The following is a 20,530-nucleotide window of genomic DNA, read 5'->3' on the forward strand; positions in this document are numbered from 1 at the left end:
CCCCCACCTCGGTGAATCAGGTGGATCGCAACCCACCTTCTCAGGGCCGCTGCGCGACCCAACGGGGATAAATCCCCTCGCCACAGGGTTTCAGTCAGAACAGAAATTTCGGATAACACCAACAAGAGGTTCCATGCCCAACCGCCCGCCTCTCGACGCCATCACCGCACGCTGGTTGCCGTGGGTCGTCGCCATTGCATTCTTCATGCAGTCCCTCGACGGGACCATCCTCAACACCGCCCTGCCGGCCATGGCTCGGGATCTGGCCGAAGACCCCTTGCGCATGCAAGGCGTGATCATCGCCTACATGCTCACCGTGGCCCTGCTGATACCGGCCTCAGGCTGGATCGCCGACCGCTTCGGCACCAAGAAGATCTTCTTCGGCGCGATTCTGCTATTCAGCTTCGGCTCACTGCTCTGCGCGCTGTCGAGCAGCCTGAGCATGCTGATTGGCGCGCGGGTCATTCAGGGCCTGGGCGGTGCGCTGATGCTGCCGGTCGGACGCCTGGTGGTGCTGCGCGCCTATCCACGCTCGGAACTGGTGCGGATCATGGGCTTCATCACCATTCCCGGCCTGCTCGGCCCGTTGATCGGCCCGACCATGGGCGGCTGGATGGTGCAGTACCTGACCTGGCACTGGATCTTCCTGATTAACCTGCCGGTCGGCGTCATCGGTTGTTACGCGGTGTGGAAGTTCATCCCCGACCTGCGCGGCAGCGAGCGCACACGGTTTGATAGTCTCGGTTTCCTGCTGTTCGGCGCGGCGATGATCCTCATCACCATCGCCATGGAAGGCCTTGGCGAATTGCACCTGCCGCACTTGCGGGTGATGCTGCTGCTGTTCGCCGGTCTGGCCTGTCTGGCGGCGTACTGGCTGCGCGCCGGGCACGTGGAAAATCCGCTGTTCGCCCCGTCGCTGTTCAAGACCCGCACCTTTGCCGTCGGCATTCTCGGCAACCTGTTCGCCCGACTGGGCAGCGGTGCCCTGCCGTTTCTGGTGCCGTTGCTGCTGCAAGTGGCGCTGGGTTATTCGCCGTCCCAGGCCGGGATGAGCATGTTGCCGCTGGCCGCTGCGGCGATGTTTGCCAAGTGGATGGCACGCCCGCTGATCGAACGCCTCGGCTACCGCATCGTGCTCACCGGCAACACCCTGGCACTGGGGATCATGCTGGCGAGCATGGGCCTGGTCAGCGAGCAGACGCCGTACTGGCTGCTGCTGTGCCTGCTGGCCGTGCTTGGCGCGATCAACTCGCTGCAATTCACTGCAATGAACACCGTGACCCTGATCGACCTCGACGACGCCAGCGCCAGCAGCGGCAACAGTTTGCTGTCGGTGGTGGCGCAATTGTCGTTGAGTCTGGGGGTGGCGTGCGCCGGTGCGTTGCTCGGTGGCTTTACGGCAGAGATCGGCAACGATGGCGTGGAAACCGTGCTCGGCGCGTTCCAGCTGACCTTCGTCACCGTCGGGATCATGGCGATGCTCGCCGCGACGATTTTCTCGCAACTGTCGAAAGAAGACGGCCGGCGGGCCAAGCGTCCGGAAGAACACATCGAACACTGATGTGTGATGCAGGGCTTTTGTGGCGAGGGGATTTATCCCCGTTGGGGTGCGCAGCAGCCCCAAGAAGGTTGGATGCGATCAGCCTGATGTTCCGAGGTGGCGGGTATAGGGGGCTGCTGCGCAGCCCAGCGGGGATAAATCCCCTCGCCACAAGGAATGCTGTTTGCCACTGGGTTTGATGTGCATTGCACACTGTTCGTCCAGAACTTTCGAAGAAAGTGGCACGGGGCTGCTACACTGCGCGACATTTTGTTTTGCAGGCCAGTCCCGTGACCACCATCGCCACCGCTTTTAATACTCTGCCGCTGTCCGCCGCCATGCTGGCTAACCTCGAATCCCTCGGTTATGCCCAGATGACGCCGATCCAGGCGCAGAGCTTGCCGGTGATCCTCAAGGGGATGGACCTGATCGCCCAGGCCAAGACCGGCAGCGGCAAGACCGCCGCGTTCGGCATTGGCCTGCTCAACCCGATCAACCCGCGTTACTTCGGTTGCCAGGCACTGGTGATCTGCCCGACCCGTGAGCTGGCCGACCAGGTCGCCAAGGAAGTCCGACGTCTGGCCCGCGCCGAAGACAACATCAAGGTCCTGACCCTGTGCGGCGGCGTGTCGTTCGGCCCGCAGATCGCTTCGCTGGAGCACGGCGCGCACATCATCGTCGGCACCCCGGGGCGTATCCAGCAACACCTGCGCAAGGGTTCGCTGGTGCTCGACGGCCTGAACACGCTGATCCTCGACGAAGCCGACCGCATGCTCGACATGGGTTTCTACGACGCCATCGAAGACATCATCGAACAGACCCCGTCGCGCCGGCAGACCCTGCTGTTCTCCGCCACGTACCCGGTGGGCATCAAGCAACTGGCGTCGAAATTCATGCGTGATCCGCAAACGGTGAAAGCCGAAGCGTTCCACGACGACACGCAGATCGAACAGCGCTTCTACGAGATTTCTCCGGAAGAACGCATGAGCGCGGTGACCAAAGTCCTGCACCACTTCCGCCCAGCCTCCTGCGTGGCGTTCTGCTTCACCAAGCAGCAGGTGCAGGAAACCGTCGATCACCTGACCGCCAAAGGCATTTCCGCCGTCGGCCTGCATGGCGACCTGGAACAGCGTGATCGCGATCAGGTGCTGGCGATGTTCGCCAACCGCAGCACCTCGGTTCTGGTCGCCACCGACGTCGCCGCCCGTGGCCTGGACATCGACGCGCTGGACATGGTGATCAACGTCGAGCTGGCCCGCGACTCGGAAATCCACATTCACCGCGTTGGCCGTACCGGTCGCGCTGGCGAGAAAGGCATCGCGGTCAGCCTCGTTGCACCGTCCGAAGCCCATCGCGCGCAAGCTATCGAACAGCTGCAGAAAGCCCCGCTGAACTGGGACCAGGTGGACAACCTCAAATCCCAGGGCGGCGCGCCATTGCAGCCACCGATGAGCACCCTGTGCATCGCCGGCGGCCGTAAAGACAAAGTGCGTCCGGGCGACATCCTCGGCGCGCTGACCGGCGACGCCGGCATCCCGGGCGCCCAGGTCGGCAAGATCGCGATCTTCGACTTCCAGTCGTATGTGGCGGTTGAGCGCACCGTGGTCATGCAGGCGCTGCAGCGTTTGAACAACGGCAAGATCAAGGGCCGTTCGCTGCGCGTGCGTGTTTTGTAAACGATCTTCCATCCGAGGAAGGTCCCTGTGGGAGCGGGCTTGCCCGCGATGACGGACTGACAGACAACATCCATGTTGAATGTGCAGGCCTCATCGCGGGCAAGCCCACTCCCACATGGGCCGCCGGTGATTTTGAAATTTGTGTGAGGACACCGTTTTGCGCTCTACCGAAGTCGTGATCATTGGCGCTGGCGCCGCAGGGTTGATGTGTGCACTGACCGCCGCCGGGCGTGGGCGTGAAGTGTTGCTGCTCGATCATGCGAACAAGGCCGGCAAGAAAATCCTGATGTCCGGCGGTGGCCGCTGCAATTTCACCAACATGTACACCGAGCCGGGCAATTTCCTCTCGCACAACCCGCATTTCTGCAAATCCGCACTGGCGCGTTACACCCAGTGGGATTTCATCGGCATGGTCGGCAAGCATGGCGTGCCGTACCACGAGAAAAAACTCGGCCAGCTGTTCTGCGATAACAAATCCAGCGACATCCTCGGCATGCTGCTCGACGAGTGCGATCAGGTCGGCGTCGAGCTGCACCTGGACACCTCGATCCAGACCATCGAGAAGGTCGAGAGCGGTTACCTGCTCGACACCACCCTCGGCCAGTTGCAGTGCCAGTCGCTGGTGATCGCCACCGGCGGACTGTCGATCCCGACACTGGGCGCCACCGGTTTCGGTTATCAGGTGGCCAAACAGTTCGGCCATGAACTGCTGCCGACCCGAGCCGGGCTGGTGCCGTTCACCATCACCGATCAGCTCAAGGAACTGTGCACCGAGCTGTCCGGCACATCGGTGGATTGCCTGGTCAGCTGCAACGACCAGAGCTTTCGCGAGAACATCCTGTTCACCCACCGTGGCCTCAGCGGCCCGGCGATTTTGCAGATCTCGTCGTTCTGGGAGCCGGGTGACACCGTGGAGATCAATCTGCTGCCGGACCACGACGCGGCCGCGTGGCTGCAACAGCAAGTGGCCGAACGCCCGAACAGCGAACTGAAAACCCTGCTCGGCGAGATCTTCACCAAGAAGATGGCCAACCTGCTGGCGGACAACTGGTTCGTCTCCAAACCGATGAAGCAGTACACCCACGCCGAACTGGCGCAGATCGCCGACAAGCTGGGCAGCTGGAAAGTCGTGCCGGCCGGCACCGAAGGCTATCGCACGGCCGAAGTGACCCTCGGCGGCGTCGACACCCGCGAAGTGTCGTCCAAGACCATGGAATCACTGAAAAGCCCTGGCCTGTATTTCATCGGCGAAGTGCTCGACGTCACCGGCCACCTGGGCGGCTTCAACTTCCAGTGGGCCTGGGCCTCGGGTTACGCGGCCGCGCAGTACGCCTGATCCAAATACAAAACCCTGTGGGAGCGAGCTTGCTCGCGAAGGCGATGTGTCAGTCACCACAAAGTTGACTGACACATCGCATTCGCGAGCAAGCTCGCTCCCACAGTGGTTTGTGGTGTATGTAAAAGGAACACTTTTTGCTGTCAGATGTGCTCGGCGCCATTGCGTCGGCGTCATTACTGGCTCAATTTAGCGGCATCGCCTCGGAAGGCCTTCGCACTTCATGTCCTCGACCTCGTTTCGTCAGTCTTTGCGGCGCCTGTGGGCGCTGGATAAATTCAGCTACAGCGTGCGGGTATTCATCGCCCTGACGGGCAGCATGGCGCTGTGTTGGTATCAGGATGAAATGGGCCTGCTGATCCCGTTGTTCCTGGGGATCATCGCCAGCGCCCTGGCCGAGACCGACGACAGTTGGCAGGGCCGCCTCAACGCCCTGGCGGTGACGCTGGTGTGTTTCAGCATCGCCGCGCTGTCGGTGGAATTGCTCTTCCCCTACCCCGTCGTATTTGCCATCGCCCTGGCCTTGGCCAGCTTCGGCCTGACCATGCTCGGCGCCCTCGGCGAGCGCTATGGCGCGATTGCTTCGGCGACGTTGATTCTGTCCGTATACACGATGATCGGCGTCGATCAGCGCGGCGGCGCGGTCACCGATTTCTGGCACGAACCGATGCTGCTGGTGGCCGGTGCCGCGTGGTACGGCTTGCTTTCGGTACTGTGGCAGGCGATGTTTTCCAACCAGCCGGTGCAGCAGAGTCTGGCGCGGCTGTTCCGCGAACTGGGCTTTTACCTGAAGCTGAAATCATCGCTGTTCGAGCCAATCCGGCAGATGGACGTCGAAGCCCGGCGCCTGGAACTGGCACAGCAAAACGGTCGCGTCGTGGCAGCACTGAACAGCGCCAAGGAAATCATCCTGCACCGGGTCGGCAACGGTCGTCCGGGTTCGAAAGTCAGCCGCTACCTCAAGCTGTACTTCCTCGCCCAGGACATCCACGAACGCGCCAGTTCTTCGCACTATCCGTACAACGCGCTGGCCGAAGCGTTCTTCCACAGCGACGTGCTGTTCCGCTGCCAGCGCCTGCTGCGCCAGCAGGGCAAAGCCTGCCGGGCCCTAGCCGAGTCGATCCAGATGCGCCAGCCTTTCATCTACGATGCCAGCTTCGCCGAAGCCCTGAGCGACCTCGACGCCTCCCTTGAACACCTGCGTATCCAGAGCAACCCGGCGTGGCGCGGCCTGCTGCGTTCGCTGCGCGCACTGGCGGCCAACCTCGGCACCCTCGACCGTTTGCTCAGCGATGCGAGCAACCCGGATGCCCTGGCCGATGCGACTGACAGCAGCCTGCTCGACCGCTCGCCACGCAACCTCAAGGACGTGTGGGTGCGCTTGCGCACGCAACTGACGCCGACCTCTTTGCTGTTCCGCCACGCCCTGCGCCTGCCACTGGCATTGAGTATCGGCTACGGCATGGTGCACCTGATTCACCCGTCGCAAGGCTACTGGATCATCCTCACCACGCTGTTCGTCTGCCAACCGAACTACGGCGCGACGCGACGCAAACTCGGGCAGCGGATTCTCGGCACCGCCATCGGCCTGACCGTGGCGTGGGCACTGTTCGATCTGTTCCCCAGCCCGCTGGTGCAGTCGTGCTTCGCGATCGCCGCCGGGGTGGTGTTCTTTATCAACCGCACCACCCGCTACACCCTGGCGACCGCCGCAATCACCATCATGGTGCTGTTCTGCTTCAACCAGGTTGGCGACGGCTACGGGCTGTTCCTGCCGAGGCTGTTCGATACCTTGCTCGGCAGCCTGATCGCCGGCCTGACGGTGTTCCTGTTCCTCCCGGACTGGCAGGGTCGACGCCTGAACAAGGTGCTGGCCAACACCCTGACCTGCAACAGCATCTATCTGCGCCAGATCATGCAGCAATACGCCGCCGGCAAAAGCGACGACCTCGCCTATCGCCTGGCCCGACGCAACGCGCACAACGCCGACGCGGCACTGTCGACCACGCTGGCAAACATGCTGATGGAGCCGGGGCATTTCCGCAAGGAAGCAGACGTTGGCTTCCGTTTTCTGGTGCTGTCGCACACCTTGCTCAGTTATTTGTCAGGGCTGGGTGCGCATCGCGAGACTCAGCTCCCGGCGGAAGTGCGTGAACACCTGATCGACGGCGCCGGGGTGAAGCTGGCCGCCAGCATTGATGAAATCGCCCAGGGATTGGCGAACAAGCAACCAGTGGCGATTCAAAGCGATGAAGAAGAAGCGCTGGCCAATGAGCTGGAGCAGATGCCGGACGAGATTGATGAAGGACAGCGACTGGTGCAGACGCAACTGGCGCTGATCTGCCGGCAACTGGGGCCGTTACGGACGTTGGCGGCGCACCTGATCAAGGACACCAGCGAGGTTTGAGGTGGCCGGGCGGGCCCTTTCGCGAGCAAGCTCGCTCCCACAAGGTTAATTGGTGAACCACCGTTTTGTGGTCAACCTTAACCACTGTGGGAGCGAGCTTGCTCGCGAAGGCGTCAGCACAGGCACCACGATTCCTGGATTCTCACATCCCATGCTGCCTCAACAACTTGTCATAACTGCCATCCGCCTTCATCGCCGCAATCGCCTTATCAAACCCGGCCACAATCTGCTCATGCTGCGGATTCTTCAGGCTCACCAGAATATGCAGGCTGTTCTCGCTCAACGGCTTGGGCAGAAACTCCAAGGCGTTGCGCACTTTCGGTGATTCGCGGGCCAGGTAATAGCGCGCGACGTACTCGTCTTCCAGCGTCAGTTTGACCCGATCCGCCGCGAGCATGCGCACGGCCATGGCGAAGTTATGCACAGGGACTTTCTGCAGCGCCGTGTCGGCGTCGAACGGCGCCGAATAGGCGTAACCACGCACCACCGCAATCGGATACGTGTGCAGTTGCTGCAGATTGTTGTAGTCGAGCGGCGTGTCTTTGCGTTTGAGAAAGCGGATACGGTTGAGCAGATACTCACCGGAGAACTGGCCGAGTTTGGTGCGCTCGTCGTTGTACCAAGCGTTGACCAGCACGTCATAACGCCCTTCGCCCACGCCCAGCAGCGCCCGCGCCCACGGCACTTGTTCATAGTCGCTGGCATAACCGGCCCGGGCCAGCGCGGTGCTGACAATGTCAGTGGCCAGACCGCCGTTGACCAGCGTGTCATCCGTAAAGGGTGGCCAGATATCAAACACCAGCCGCAGCTTTTCCGCTGCAGCGCTCTGGCCCAGCAAGAGCAATCCGACCAGAGCAACGGCTCGATGCAGTCGCGGCATGCTTGAAAATCCTTAGCGGGCGGGCTGCCCGACGTGTTTTTCAGTCAAAACCCAAAGGCCCCGTACCGGCGAAACCCAGGCCCTAACATTAGCTCATTGAAGCCAGTGCACAGCGCTCACCAGCAGATTACACAAAGAAGACAAGGCTGCGAGAAAGGAATGATGGCATTTTGACCTTTGTCACAGACTCTTACGCCATACAGACATCTTTGGCGCGTGCGCTTAGTATCGGGCGACACGTTCAAGGAATCGGCAAATGACTATCGAGTGGATCTGCAAACATCACAGCGACCTGGGTAAAGAGCAGCTGTACGCGCTTCTGAAATTGCGCTCGGAAGTGTTCGTGGTCGAACAGAAATGTGCGTATCCGGATCTCGATGGTCAGGATCTGGAGGGCGACACCTACCATTTGATGGGTTGGGACAATGATCAGTTGGTGGCGTACCTGCGCCTGCTGGACCCGGAATCCCAGGGCGGTGACGTGGTGATCGGCCGCGTGGTCACGGCGCCGCAGGGGCGCGGCAAAGGGCTCGGCCACGAAATGATGGAACAGGCGCTGAAACAGGCCGAGAAGCATTGGCCACAGGTGCCGATCTACCTGTCGGCACAGGCGCATTTGCAGGGGTATTACGGCAAGTACGGCTTTGTGGTGGCGGGTGAGGAGTATCTGGAGGATGACATTCCGCATATCGGGATGCGTCGTTCCTGAACAGCCCTCACCCTAGCCCTCTCCCGGAGGGAGAGGGGCCTGACCTTATTGTCTTGCGTCAGACATCGACCTGAAAAACCGCGTCGATTATTCACAGCGACAATTTCAGATCGGCGTACCTCTCCAATATCCCCCAATCGGTCCCCTATCCCTCCGGGAGAGGGGACTGACCTTATTGTCTTGCGTCAGACATCGACCTGAAAAACCGCGTCGATTATTCACAGCGACAATTTCAGGTCGGCGTACCTCTCCAAGATCCCCCTATCAATCCCCTCTCCCTCCGGGAGAGGGGACTGACCTTATTGTCTTGCGTCAGACATCGACCTGAAAAACCGCGTCGATTATGGATTCACAGCGACAATTTCAGGTCGGCGTACCTCTCCAATATCCCCCAATCAATCCCCTCTCCCTCCGGGAGAGGGGATTGACCTTATTGTCTTGCGTCAGACATCGACCTGAAAAACCACGTCGATTATGGATTCACAGCGACAATTTCAGGTCGGCGTACCTCTCCAATATCTCCCAATCGGTCCCCTATCCCTCCGGGAGAGGGGACTGACCTTATTGTCTTGCGTCAGACATCGACCTGAAAAAACCACGTCGATTATGGATTCACAGCGACAATTTCAGGTCGGCGTACCTCTCCAATATCCCCCAATCAATCCCCTATCCCTCCGGGAGAGGGGACTGACCTTATTGTCTTGCGTCAGACATCGACCTGAAAAACCGCGTCGATTATGGATTCACAGCGACAATTTCAGGTCGGTGTACCTCTCCAATATCCCCCAATCAATCCCCTCTCCCTCCGGGAGTGTATGTACCGGACACATGGTGGACAGGTGTTCGGAGACATGGTGGACACTTTTTAATAGGCACATTGCTCATCACTAAGGAGATGACCTGTGTCTTGGGAAGAGGTGTCCACTGTGCAGCTTCGTTCAGAATTCGTGCTTTTGGCTCGGCAAGAAGGGGCCAATGTCCGGCAGCTTTGCCGTCGATTTAATATCAGCCCAAGCACCGCCTATAAATGGCTTAACAGGTTTGAAAACCTGGGTGCAGAAGGACTGAACGATCAGTCTCGACGACCGAAGACATCACCCAAGCGATGTGCTGATGAGGTTGAACAGCAGATTTTGACCGTGAGTCAGGAGTACGCGGCCTGGGGCGCTCGCAAGCTCAAACGTGTGTTGGAAGACAACGGCTTAGTGATGCCTTCGGTCAGTACCGTGCATGCGGTTTTACAGCGTCATTCACGCGTTGATCCAAAGGCCGCCGAGATCAAACCGTTTATCCGTTTTGAGCATGAAGCGCCCAACGATCTTTGGCAGATGGACTTCAAGGGGCATATCAGTCTGGGTCAGGGGCGTTGCCATCCGTTGACGATACTGGACGATCATTCGCGGTTTTCACTGTGCATCGCGGCGTGTATCAATGAGCAGCGCGACACCGTCCAGGAGCATCTGGTCCGGGCCTTTCGGCGCTATGGCCTGCCTTTGCGCATGACGATGGACAACGGCTCTCCATGGGGTGATCAGACAGGCGTTTATACCGCGCTGGAGGTCTGGCTGATGAGTCAAGGCATCAAGGTCGGCCACTCTCGACCTTATCATCCGCAAACCCAAGGAAAGCTGGAACGCTTCCACCGCAGTCTGAAAAATGAAGTCCTCCAGGGTCAGCACTTTAACGATCTCAACAGCGCGCAACGGGCGTTTGATATCTGGCGTGATATTTACAACCAGAAGCGCCCGCATCAAGCGCTGGACATGCAGGTTCCTGCTACTCGGTACAGCAGCAGCTCAAGGGAATATCAGGAGCAACCCGCAGCGCCGGAGTACGACGATGGTGATGTGGTCAGGAAGGTTCAGGTAAAGGGCGAGATCTACTGGAGGAACCGTGAATACACAGTCGGGAAAGCTTTTTACGGGAAGTCAGTAGCTATCCGGGAAACGACGGAGGACGGCATCCACGATGTCTACTGGAGTAGACATCGCATCGCCCGAATCGACTTGAACTTGCAGATCGTTATGGCAGGTAAGAAGATCTAAAACCGTCCACCATGTCTCCGAACATGTGTCCACCATGTCTCCGGTACATACAGGGAGAGGGCTAGGGTGAGGGGCTTTTTTCAGGGATACTCCAGAACAGCCTTGATCTGCCGCAAATTACGCTCGATCCACCCGCGATCAATCGCCCCCCACTCACGAATCCGATAGCGCCCGGCGTGATTTCGCGCGCCCTCTTCCTGCTCGAATTCACAGACGATATCCAGATCCGCCAGCGCGGCAATCGTGTCCTGCGCCGTGCGCCGGGGCATGCCAGTCACTTCGGTCAGTGTCGGCACACTCGGCGCCAGACCGCTGTCGATCAGGTACGCCACGTACAAGCGGCGGTAGAAACTGCTTTTGGTCTTGCTGACGTCCATCCACACCTTCCTGGTTGCGTACTGTTAAGCCTGCATATCCCGCCACGTCAGATACACCCGCAGATCGAACTCGACCTGGTGATACCCCGGCAGCATGTGCTCGCACAATTTATAGAACGCCTTGTTGTGATCCGATTCCTTGAAGTGCGCCAGCTCGTGCACCACGATCATTTTCAGGAAGTCCGGCGCGGCGTCCTTGAACAACGAGGCGATACGGATCTCTTTCTTCGCCTTGAGCTTGCCACCCTGCACCCGCGACACCGTGGTGTGCAGGCCGAGGGCGCGGTGAGTCAGGTCGAGGCGGTTATCGAACAGCACCTTGTCGATAGCGGGCGCGTTGCGCAGGTATTCCTGCTTCAGGTCCAGCGCGTAGCTGTACAACGCTTTGTCGCTCTGCACATCGTGGCGCCCCGGATAGCGTTGGCTCAGGTAATCGCCCAGACGCCCTTCGGCAATCAGTTGGCGCACCTGGTCCTGCAATGGCGCGGGATAGGCCTGGAGGTACTTCAACACAGTCATGAAGGGCGACACGGTTCGCAAAAAGGTGCGCCAGTGTAGCGAATTCAACCGGGCAGCGCGCTCCAGTCGAAGGGCTCGGCGAAACTGGCGGCGTCTTCGGCGATCAATGGCCGTGCCACAAGAAAACCCTGCACGTATTCGCAGCCATGAGCTTGCAGCCATTGGTACTGCTCAATGGTTTCGACCCCCTCGGCGATCACCAGCAAACCGTATTGTTTGCACAGATTGATCACCGTACTGACCAGCGACGCATCGCGCTGGGAGTCCGGCAAGCGCGCAATCAGATGGCGGTCGAGCTTGAGCGTATCCAGTTCCAGATCACGCAGATGCGCCAGCGAACAGGGTCCGGAGCCGAAGTCATCGAGTGCCACACGCACCCCGAGATTACGCAGCAGGCGCAGTTGCTTGCGGGTTTCATCGGGGTTTTGCATCAAGGCTTCTTCGGTCACCTCGACCTCCAGCTGCCGCGGCTGCAAGGCATGTCGCTCCATGACCTGACGCAACTCGGTGACCAGATTCGGCAGGCTGAACTGGGTGTTGCTCAAACTCACCCCCAGGACCAGATCTTCGGCGAACAGGGTTTCCCAGGCTTTGCGCTGGCCGGCGCCACGATGGTAAATCCAGCTGCCGAGGCGGCTGATCAGCCGCGCCTCCTCCAGCAACGGCAGGAACAGGCCCGGTGGCACATCGCCGACGCTCGGGTGCTGCCAGCGCAATAGCGCCTCGAAGCCACGAATCTGCCCGGTGTCGATCGCTACTTGCGGCTGATAGACCAGATTGAAGTCGCGGTTCTCGATGGCGCTGCGCACGCTTTCTTCGAGCATCAGTCGTGAGCGGGCCCGGCCGTTCATTTCGTGATCGTAAAAACGATATTGCTGACGTCCGGCGCGCTTGGCTTCGTACATGGCTATGTCGGAGGCACGCAGCAAGCCATCCAGATTCGATCCGCAATCGGGATAAGTGGCGATGCCGATGCTGGCGCCGAGGGCGATGTCCAGCCCTTCGATTTGCTGACAGATCGACACACGCTCGATGAGCTTCTCGGCAATCTTCGCCGCCTGCTCGGGAAACTCCAGATCCAGCAACGCCGTGAACTCGTCGCCGCCCATGCGCGCAAGAATATCGAACGGGCGCAAACACGCCTTCAATTGCTCGGACACCCAGCGCAGTACGCGGTCACCGGCATCATGCCCGAGCGAGTCATTGACGCGTTTGAAACCGTCGAGGTCCAGGTACAGCAACACCCAACTGCTGTCATTGCGTTCGCCACGCAACAACAGGTTTTCCACCGTCTGATAAAAGCCGCGACGATTGAGCAACCCGGTCAGTGGATCGGTGACGGCCTGAAATTCCAGCTGCTGATGCAGATGACGCACCACCGACATATCCAGCACCGTGACCACCATCGCCTGCTGTTCGGCGGGTAACGGCGCACAGGACAGCGCCACCGGCACCTGCTGGCCCGGAGCAGTACGCAGCAAAGCGTCATGCAGGCGCAGGGTTTCGCCGCGTTTGTAGCTGCCCTTGAATTCAGAATCGGCCCACAACGGAATGTGCGGTTTCTGCAGGTAATCGAGAAATTCCTTGCCCTCCAGCTCCTTCACCGGCGCATTGAGCAACCGTGAAATCGCCGGGTTGGCGAAGCGGATCAAGCCATCCTCGCCGAGCACCAAAATGCCTTCGGCCGCGTTGTCCAGCACCGACGCATTGAAGGCCCGGGCCACCTCCAGATCATGGGACAAACGCTGCAAGGCCCGGCGATTGCGCTGGTGTTCCAGCAACGCCTGCACTTTCGGCTTGAGGATCTGCGGGTCGAAGGGTTTGAACAGGTAATCCACCGCACCACTGGCATAGCCCTTGATCACGGCGTCCTGGGATTGTTCATTGGCGGTCAGGAAAATAATCGGCGTGAGGCGCGTGCGCTGGCTGCCACGCATCAACCGCGCCACTTCAAAGCCGTCCATGCCCGGCATCTGCACGTCCAGCAGCACCAGATCGACATCGTGAGTGAGCAGCAGATTGAGCGCTTCGAAACCGGAGGCTGCGGTGATGACGTGCCAATCCTGACGTTGCAGCAACGCGCGCATGCTGATCAGGTTTTCAGGGTAATCATCAACGATCAAAAGGACAGAGCTGCCTTCACCTGGCGGGGGTTGCGCGCATTCCATGCTGCTTCTCTTGTCGGGACTTCAGGGCGATTCCGGTAAAACCGTACACACATCGAGCCTTCACTCTAGTCGTGGATCCGAAAAAGCAGAAGCTGTCATCAAGCCATCATTTAACCAAAGCGTGAGTTTGCCGACTAACGGTCACCGCTGAAGCCCCCGGAAACCGGCAGAGATGGCATTTCGACAGGATGTTGACGTCAATCATCCGCCAAGCGGGCATTAACAAAAAATCTCTCTACGCTTATAAAGGCCGCCCCAAAAGGCGCGAGCTAGAGCTTCTGGCACCCGCGTACAGGATGAACCGAGTGGAAGAACCGACATGATCGATCTCGCAACCTGGAACCTCAGCGTTCCCGTTGGCAGCCCGCCATACACCGTCGAAACCTCCAAACTGGTGAACGGCTTCAAAGATCAATACTTCCATTCCGACACCGGCACCTTGTTTTTCTGGTCACCGGTCACCGGGTCAAAAACCGAAAACGCCATCTACCCGCGCACCGAACTGCGCGAAACCTTCAGCAACGGCACCTTGCGCAACTGGTACTACCCCGACGCCGACAACCTGCTGCGCGCCACCCTCGCGGTGAACAAGGTCCCCAGTTCCGGCAAGATCGTCATTGGCCAGATCCACGCCTACGAAAGCCAGAAGCCGATGGTCAAACTCGAATACCAGTACAAGACCAAAACCGCGACCGGCAACCTGGTGATCAAGGTGCGCATGCACCCCGATGACGACGAAAGCCGCGTTATCACCCTGGCCACCGGGATCAAACTGAACAACGAATTCAACTACCTCATCCACTTGAGCCCCGGCGGCGCACTGGGTGTGAGTGCGGCGGGTTACCAGTGGGATTCACAAATCAGCGCCACGTGGCGCAACAAGCCGCTGTACTTCAAGGCCGGCGTGTATGTGCAGGACAACACGGGCTACACCAGCGAAGGTGGCCAGGTGACCTTCAGCAAACTGGATATCGACCACGACAAATAACAGCATGACTAGCACTGCCCCCCCCGATGCTCGGGGTCTGGTAAAAACCTGTGGCGAGGGGATTTATCCCCGTTGGGTCGCGCATTGGCCCCCGCTCTGCACTGAAAGCTGGGGCCTGCTGCGCAGTCCATCGGGGATAAATCCCCTCGCCACAAGGCCCTCGCCTACGCCACTTAAACACCTTTGTTTAAAGGCTCATGCGGTTACTTCCGGATGCCTACAACAGCTTGCGTCGATGCCTACGGGTACGCCAGAATCCGCCGGCTTGTGCGCCTGGCGGGCCGTCGGTAACTTGATTCGCGTCACTGATTTCCAGTGATCGGGTTTAGTAGCCCGAGGTTTCAAGCGTTGTGCACAAGCATCTGTCAGTCAGGGATTTCGATTCCTGCGCTCGATGGCAGCTGTGCGCAGGGCACCTCCGGGTGCGCCGGCTTGCTCGAAACCCCGGTCTACTAACCTGCGTACAGTTGCCTCCACTTTGATTAGTAGCCAGAGCGGGAGCACTCCAATCAGGTTTCGAGCAAATGACTAAATCAACGCCTCACCCGCCGGTCACCGACCCGGCTTCCCCTTACGAATCCCTCGACTCAAAAAAACTCAGCGACGCCGCCGAACGCGCCCTTGACCATTACCTCAACCCCGCCGCCCTCATCATGGCGAGCACGCATAAACCCGACCCCATGTACCTCGCCAACCCGAAGTACAACACCGAATCCCTGCTGGCCAACGCCAGCGAAACCCTGGGCTCCGCCAGCGAAATGCTCAACAACTTCGCCGCAACGCTCGATACCTCGCACCGCAAGACTGCACTGGGCATTGCGCAAGTGGTCATGCTGGGTGAACTGGCGGTGAATCAGGCACTCGATCATGTGGAGTTGGAGCACTAGCCCTCCACGAAAAACCCGCCTCTGGGCGGGTTTCCTGAACCGGCGGGTTAACGCTCAGGCTCAGTTAACCTTGGCGTACAACTCACCCTTCAGATAATGCTGGTACATCGCTTCCAGCAAGATCGGCTTGAACTTCGAAGCCTGAGCGGCAGTACCGGTAATCGTGCCAGCGATCACTGCTCGACAAATGATTAATACTTGGCACCGTGATTCGCCGCCAATTCCTCTATCCATAGAACATTACTTTATTTCAGACACTTAAAGAGAAACCCGCCACAAGGCGGGTTTCTTTATGGAAAAGCCAGTAACAAAATGGAAGGTCCATAAGCGCTGTTCATTTTTTATTTAATAAGACTGTCTGGCGAGGTGCTCCAGCCTCCCCCACACCCACAGGTGCAACTATTTGCAGGTGGGTGGTTCCATTTGTTGAATTTCGTGTCCAACACCGGCGCTGTCATTGCGATTTTTCCTGAGTCCTTACTCTCAGACCGGGAGGGGGAGATACCCACTGGCACGTCACCCAGCGGCACACCCATACCCATTTCGTGATTATTTGTAATTTCGAAATCCTCTCGTGAATGAATTCATATAATCACGTAGCTTTTCAGCATTGACCACTGTCAGAAATAACAGGTCTAACAAATCAAATTCGAATAACCAGCCTCAGCCTTAGTACATATTAAAAAACTTAAACCTTCGTTCATGGGTAGATGAACGCTCCCACGTCGCAGAAGTTTAAAGTTAGCCGAGATCAGGACCTGCTGAGCGGACAAAAAAATCCGATGCCACAGGTCCGGCACCGGATTTCCAGAAAGCCCAGCGTGAGTTCAAATATTTAAATAAACAGCATTACGCATGGCTGCAGGTTTTCGGTCCTTGCTTTCACTCCGGTTGCTTGGGAAGCGTATAGGGCGCCGGTCCCCTCGAGTTTTTGATTACCTCTGTCGATGACGCTGGTTCCGGCGGAATCGTTACGGGTGCCGGACCTTTCTCTTTCGGTGGTAAATCCTTCTTGCTCATGAGTCAGTCCTCCATTACCAAGTTGAACCCCAAGCCTGTGCGCAAACAATAAAAACGACCACTGTCAAACCTGACAGGTATCAATATCGAATTCGAATTAGCCACCGCACGATCCGCTCTATGGAATATAGAATTCAACTCCCGCCTTTAGTAGCGATACGGTGTCAATTCCGGTCGATTTGAAAGGACCGCGCGCCTGGCCGGCGGATTTTACATATGTGACTCCAAGGTAGCTCTAATTACGCCCATATAAAAACCATTGCTTATCGCGAAACAACATTAAAACCTGTCAACTCTGACAGGTGACGAAGTACAAGACACCGTTTAACTTCAACTCCGCAACTAGCAAAAACAGGCAAAGCGACAAAACACTTCCCACCATCCACTATTAACCGCACGAAAAGGATTTTTATAATGGGCAAGCTCGTTGGTAACTTCTATGGCGCCTATGGCGGATCCAACATTTATCTGTATGTCACTTACAGTGATGACATCGGTGGAGCAGTAACAGCAACCGCCAGTGTTAGCGGCCCCACGGGCACACTGACAGGACATCAAACCATTGGCGCAACCTCCACAACGGTTATGCTGACAGGGACAATTGGAGAAAACGCGGAAAGCTGGACATTTAACACTTCAGATTTCAACACCTTAACTGGAGGCCGTAACTATGCAGGCCCCAACGGCGTCTGGACTTATCAAGGTTTTGGACTTGGGCGAACTTAAGGCTTCCTGCAACTTCAAAGGGGAAATCATTCACCTCTAAAAAACACAAAAAAACCCGCCTCACGGCGGGTTTCTTTTAAACCAGTCTAACGCTCAGGCTTAGTTAACCTTGGCGTTCAACTCACCCTTCAGATAACGCTGGTACATCGCTTCCAGCGAGATCGGTTTGATCTTCGAAGCATTACCGGCAGTGCCGAACGCTTCATAACGAGCGATACACACGTCACGCATTGCGGTCACGGTGGCGCCGAAGAACTTACGTGGGTCGAATTCGCTCGGGTTGGTGGCCATCAGGCGACGCATCGCACCGGTGGACGCCAGACGCAGGTCGGTGTCGATGTTGACCTTGCGCACGCCGTACTTGATGCCTTCGACGATTTCTTCAACCGGTACGCCGTAGGTTTCTTTGATGTCGCCGCCGTACTGGTTGATGATCGCCAGCCACTCTTGTGGCACGGACGAGGAACCGTGCATCACCAGGTGGGTGTTCGGGATGCGCTTGTGGATTTCCTTGATACGGTCGATCGCCAGCACGTCACCGGTAGGTGGCTTGGTGAACTTGTAGGCGCCGTGGCTGGTGCCGATGGCGATGGCCAGGGCATCGACCTGAGTGCGTTTTACGAAATCAGCGGCTTCTTCCGGATCGGTCAGCATTTGGCTGTGATCCAGAACACCTTCGGCGCCGATGCCGTCTTCTTCACCGGCCATGCCGGTTTCCAGCGAACCCAGGCAGCCCAGCTCGCCTTCTACCGAAACGCCGCAGGCGTGAGCCATGGCCACGGTTTGTTGGGTAACGCGGACGTTGTAGTCGTAGTCGGTCGGGGTCTTGCCGTCTTCGCCCAGCGAGCCGTCCATCATCACCGAGCTGAAGCCCAGTTGAATGGAGCGCTGGCAGACGTCAGGGCTGGTGCCGTGGTCCTGGTGCATGCACACCGGGATGTGCGGGAATTCTTCGATCGCGGCCAGGATCAGGTGACGCAGGAACGGTGCACCAGCGTATTTGCGGGCGCCGGCCGAAGCCTGGACGATCACCGGGGAGTCAGTCTTGTCAGCGGCTTCCATGATGGCGCGCATCTGCTCAAGGTTGTTGACGTTGAAGGCTGGAACGCCGTAGCCGAACTCGGCTGCGTGGTCCAACATCTGGCGCATGCTGATAAGTGCCATTGTGTGTCTCTCTCCCGGTTGAGGGTCGTTAATCGTGCCAGCCTGCCGGAGCGGCGGCGGCTATTCAAGTGATTGCAGATCGGGGGTCGAGGCCCGGTCTGGTGATTCGGTGTTACCTAAATCTTCTGAACGACACAGAACACCTGTGGGAGCGAGCTTGCTCGCGAATGCGGCTTGGCATTCAACATTGATGCAAGCTGATCCACCGCTTTCGCGAGCAAGCTCGCTCCCACAGTTGGAACGGTTTCCACATTGGATCTGTGTTGTGTCAATTACTGCGCCTTGCAGCCCCGGCCGATCAGGTCATTGGTGGCGACCCAGTACACCAGGCCTTCGTCACCCTTGAGGTGAAACGCCAGCATGCCGTCGCTGTACAGCGTACCCGAGGCGCCCGGCTCTTCTTTCAGGCGATAGACCTGATCACCGCCGCCGAGTCGAACGTCGACTTCCTTCTGGCCGGCATCGGCGTAGCGCCACAGCACTTTGGCCTGGCTGTCGCAGGTCCAGGTGGTCCAGTTATCCGCCGGGGCGGAGGGCTGGAACAGGTTCATCTGCGCGCAACCGCCCAACAATGCCAACGCCGCAATGGCGATCAAGCCTTTCATCCGTGTTCCTCGACTGAAGGCGCACGCCGTCAGCCCTGAGTTATAGAGTCAGACCGGTCAAGGACAACCATGTTCCTTGGCCGGGGTTTGCGTCTCGTATTTGTCCAGACCGTCCGGCCCCGAGCGCTTGTTCAGCACCGGGTTGGTTTCGGCCTGCCAGTCGGCCTGATAGCAGCCTTTCTGCGCCGCACCCGGCGCAGGCGTCGCCTCGGCCTTCGGGTTACTCCCGCAGGCCGTCAGCGTACCGGTCAGCAACAACAGCGCTAACGACTTGACCATGAAAACACTCCTTTGCCTGGCCAAACGGGCGGCCTCAGGCCTTGGCCCGGCTTTCCAGGACTTCAACGGCCGGCAGCACCTTGCCTTCGACGAATTCGAGGAACGCGCCACCCCCGGTGGAAATGTAGGAGATTTGCTCAGCCACGCCATATTTATCAATCGCCGCCAGAGTGTCGCCACCGCCCGCGATGGAGAATGCCGAGCTTTCAGCGATGGCCTGGGCCAGCACTTTGGTGCCGTTGCCGAACTGGTCGAATTCGAACACGCCGACCGGGCCGTTCCACAGGATGGTTTTCGACGACTTCAGCAGTTCGGCGAAGTTGGCCGCGGTTTGCGGGCCGATGTCCAGAATCATGTCGTCAGCCGCGACGTCAGCGATCAGCTTCACGGTCGCTTCGGCGCTTTCCGCGAATTCTTTGGCGACGACTACGTCAACCGGCAGTGGCACGCTGACTTTGGCAGCGATGGCGCGCGCGGTGTCGAGCAGATCCGGTTCGTACAGCGACTTGCCGACCGGGTGACCGGCCGCTGCGAGGAAAGTGTTGGCGATGCCGCCGCCAACGATCAGTTGATCGCAGATCTGGCTCAGGCTGTTGAGTACGTCGAGCTTGGTCGAGACCTTGGAACCGGCAACGATGGCCGCCATCGGCTTGGCCGGTGCGCCCAGCGCCTTGCCCAGTGCGTCCAGTTCAGCGGCCAGCAGCGGGCCGGCAGCGGCCACCTTGGCGAACTTGGCCACGCCGTGGGTCGAACCCTCGGCGCGGTGTGCGGTGCCGAAGGCGTCCATCACGAACACGTCGCACAGGGCGGCGTATTGCTGGGCCAGGTCGTCGGCGTTCTTTTTCTCGCCTTTGTTGAAGCGCACGTTTTCGAACAGCACGATGTCGCCGGCCTTGACGTCAACGCCGCCCAGGTAATCGGCCACCAGCGGCACTTCACGGCCCAAGGCCTTGCTCAGGTAGTCAGCGACTGGCTTGAGGCTGTTCTCGGCGGAGAACTCGCCTTCGGTCGGACGGCCCAGGTGCGAGCAGACCATCACGGCCGCACCTTTTTCCAGGGCCAGCTTGATGGTCGGCAGCGAAGCCAGGATACGCGCATCGCTGGTGACAACACCGTCCTTGACTGGGACGTTGAGGTCTTCGCGGATCAATACGCGCTTACCTTGCAGATCGAGGTCGGACATCTTCAACACGGTCATGGGTCG

General features: G+C 58.8%; 17 protein-coding genes. 9 read left to right on the top strand and 8 right to left on the bottom strand.

Annotation, left to right across the window (positions count from 1 at the left end):
- Positions 1 to 133: 133 nt before the first annotated feature.
- From mdtD to yccS, 4 genes are all read left to right on the top strand, one after another.
- A complete protein-coding gene (gene mdtD / locus HV782_RS27075; RefSeq protein ID WP_123469443.1) occupies positions 134 to 1,561 on the top strand; it encodes a multidrug transporter subunit MdtD in 1,428 nt (475 codons plus the stop codon).
- A 317-nt stretch (positions 1,562 to 1,878) separates the two neighbouring features.
- Positions 1,879 to 3,216: an ATP-dependent RNA helicase DbpA gene (gene dbpA / locus HV782_RS27080; RefSeq protein ID WP_230679399.1), complete on the top strand. Its 1,338-nt coding sequence runs from the start codon at positions 1,879 to 1,881 to the stop codon at positions 3,214 to 3,216.
- Between the two features lie 157 nt (positions 3,217 to 3,373).
- On the top strand, positions 3,374 to 4,552 hold the full coding sequence (locus HV782_RS27085; protein ID WP_186748750.1) for a BaiN/RdsA family NAD(P)/FAD-dependent oxidoreductase: 1,179 nt from the start codon (positions 3,374 to 3,376) through the stop codon (positions 4,550 to 4,552).
- Positions 4,553 to 4,775: 223 nt separating this feature from the next.
- The gene (gene yccS, locus HV782_RS27090; protein WP_123469447.1) at positions 4,776 to 6,959 is read left to right on the top strand and encodes a YccS family putative transporter; all 2,184 of its coding nucleotides are present in this window, start codon (positions 4,776 to 4,778) and stop codon (positions 6,957 to 6,959) included.
- A 142-nt stretch (positions 6,960 to 7,101) separates the two neighbouring features.
- Here yccS and HV782_RS27095 read toward each other — a convergent pair whose 3' ends face one another.
- Complete coding sequence (locus HV782_RS27095; RefSeq protein WP_128616480.1) at positions 7,102 to 7,839, bottom strand: substrate-binding periplasmic protein; 738 nt, start codon at positions 7,837 to 7,839, stop codon at positions 7,102 to 7,104.
- A 256-nt stretch (positions 7,840 to 8,095) separates the two neighbouring features.
- On the opposite strand from HV782_RS27095, the gene HV782_RS27100 reads away from it, so the two are divergent.
- Together HV782_RS27100 and HV782_RS27105 are read left to right on the top strand one after the other, a co-directional pair.
- On the top strand, positions 8,096 to 8,548 hold the full coding sequence (locus HV782_RS27100) for a GNAT family N-acetyltransferase (protein WP_128616479.1): 453 nt from the start codon (positions 8,096 to 8,098) through the stop codon (positions 8,546 to 8,548).
- A gap of 902 nt (positions 8,549 to 9,450) precedes the next feature.
- Positions 9,451 to 10,593: an IS481 family transposase gene (locus tag HV782_RS27105; protein WP_186748803.1), complete on the top strand. Its 1,143-nt coding sequence runs from the start codon at positions 9,451 to 9,453 to the stop codon at positions 10,591 to 10,593.
- A gap of 80 nt (positions 10,594 to 10,673) precedes the next feature.
- On the opposite strand, the gene HV782_RS27110 is transcribed toward HV782_RS27105, so the two are convergent.
- From HV782_RS27110 to HV782_RS27120, 3 genes are read right to left on the bottom strand one after another with little or no spacing between them, the layout of a single operon-like run.
- A complete protein-coding gene (locus tag HV782_RS27110; RefSeq protein ID WP_007913779.1) occupies positions 10,674 to 10,970 on the bottom strand; it encodes a winged helix-turn-helix domain-containing protein in 297 nt (98 codons plus the stop codon).
- 24 nt (positions 10,971 to 10,994) lie between these two features.
- Entirely contained in the window at positions 10,995 to 11,489 is a 495-nt protein-coding gene (locus HV782_RS27115; RefSeq protein ID WP_123469453.1) for a M48 metallopeptidase family protein, read from the bottom strand.
- A 44-nt stretch (positions 11,490 to 11,533) separates the two neighbouring features.
- The gene (locus tag HV782_RS27120; protein WP_123469455.1) at positions 11,534 to 13,657 is read right to left on the bottom strand and encodes a putative bifunctional diguanylate cyclase/phosphodiesterase; all 2,124 of its coding nucleotides are present in this window, start codon (positions 13,655 to 13,657) and stop codon (positions 11,534 to 11,536) included.
- Between the two features lie 319 nt (positions 13,658 to 13,976).
- Between HV782_RS27120 and HV782_RS27125 the strand changes: the two genes are divergently transcribed.
- The 3 genes from HV782_RS27125 (at position 13,977) to HV782_RS27135 (ending at position 17,278) form a co-directional block, all read left to right on the top strand.
- Positions 13,977 to 14,645, top strand: coding sequence for a polysaccharide lyase family 7 protein (locus tag HV782_RS27125; RefSeq protein ID WP_123469457.1), 669 nt, complete (start codon positions 13,977 to 13,979; stop codon positions 14,643 to 14,645).
- 524 nt (positions 14,646 to 15,169) lie between these two features.
- Positions 15,170 to 15,532, top strand: a complete 363-nt coding sequence (locus HV782_RS27130) for a DUF6124 family protein (RefSeq protein ID WP_186748650.1) — start codon at positions 15,170 to 15,172, stop codon at positions 15,530 to 15,532.
- Positions 15,533 to 16,966: 1,434 nt separating this feature from the next.
- The gene (locus HV782_RS27135; RefSeq protein ID WP_128614836.1) at positions 16,967 to 17,278 is read left to right on the top strand and encodes a hypothetical protein; all 312 of its coding nucleotides are present in this window, start codon (positions 16,967 to 16,969) and stop codon (positions 17,276 to 17,278) included.
- Between the two features lie 99 nt (positions 17,279 to 17,377).
- Here the strand turns inward: HV782_RS27135 and fba are convergent, their stop codons facing one another.
- The 4 genes from fba to HV782_RS27155 form a co-directional block, all read right to left on the bottom strand.
- Positions 17,378 to 18,442 carry a class II fructose-bisphosphate aldolase gene (gene fba / locus HV782_RS27140; protein WP_007913760.1) on the bottom strand — a complete coding sequence of 355 codons (1,065 nt, stop codon included), beginning with the start codon at positions 18,440 to 18,442 and terminating at the stop codon, positions 17,378 to 17,380.
- Between the two features lie 272 nt (positions 18,443 to 18,714).
- Complete coding sequence (locus HV782_RS27145; RefSeq protein ID WP_123469463.1) at positions 18,715 to 19,047, bottom strand: MliC family protein; 333 nt, start codon at positions 19,045 to 19,047, stop codon at positions 18,715 to 18,717.
- A 57-nt stretch (positions 19,048 to 19,104) separates the two neighbouring features.
- Complete coding sequence (locus HV782_RS27150; RefSeq protein ID WP_186748649.1) at positions 19,105 to 19,326, bottom strand: hypothetical protein; 222 nt, start codon at positions 19,324 to 19,326, stop codon at positions 19,105 to 19,107.
- 34 nt (positions 19,327 to 19,360) lie between these two features.
- Entirely contained in the window at positions 19,361 to 20,524 is a 1,164-nt protein-coding gene (locus HV782_RS27155; RefSeq protein ID WP_123469465.1) for a phosphoglycerate kinase, read from the bottom strand.
- Positions 20,525 to 20,530: the final 6 nt, after the last annotated feature.

Source organism: Pseudomonas monsensis, from assembly GCF_014268495.2.
GTDB lineage: Bacteria > Pseudomonadota > Gammaproteobacteria > Pseudomonadales > Pseudomonadaceae > Aquipseudomonas > Aquipseudomonas monsensis.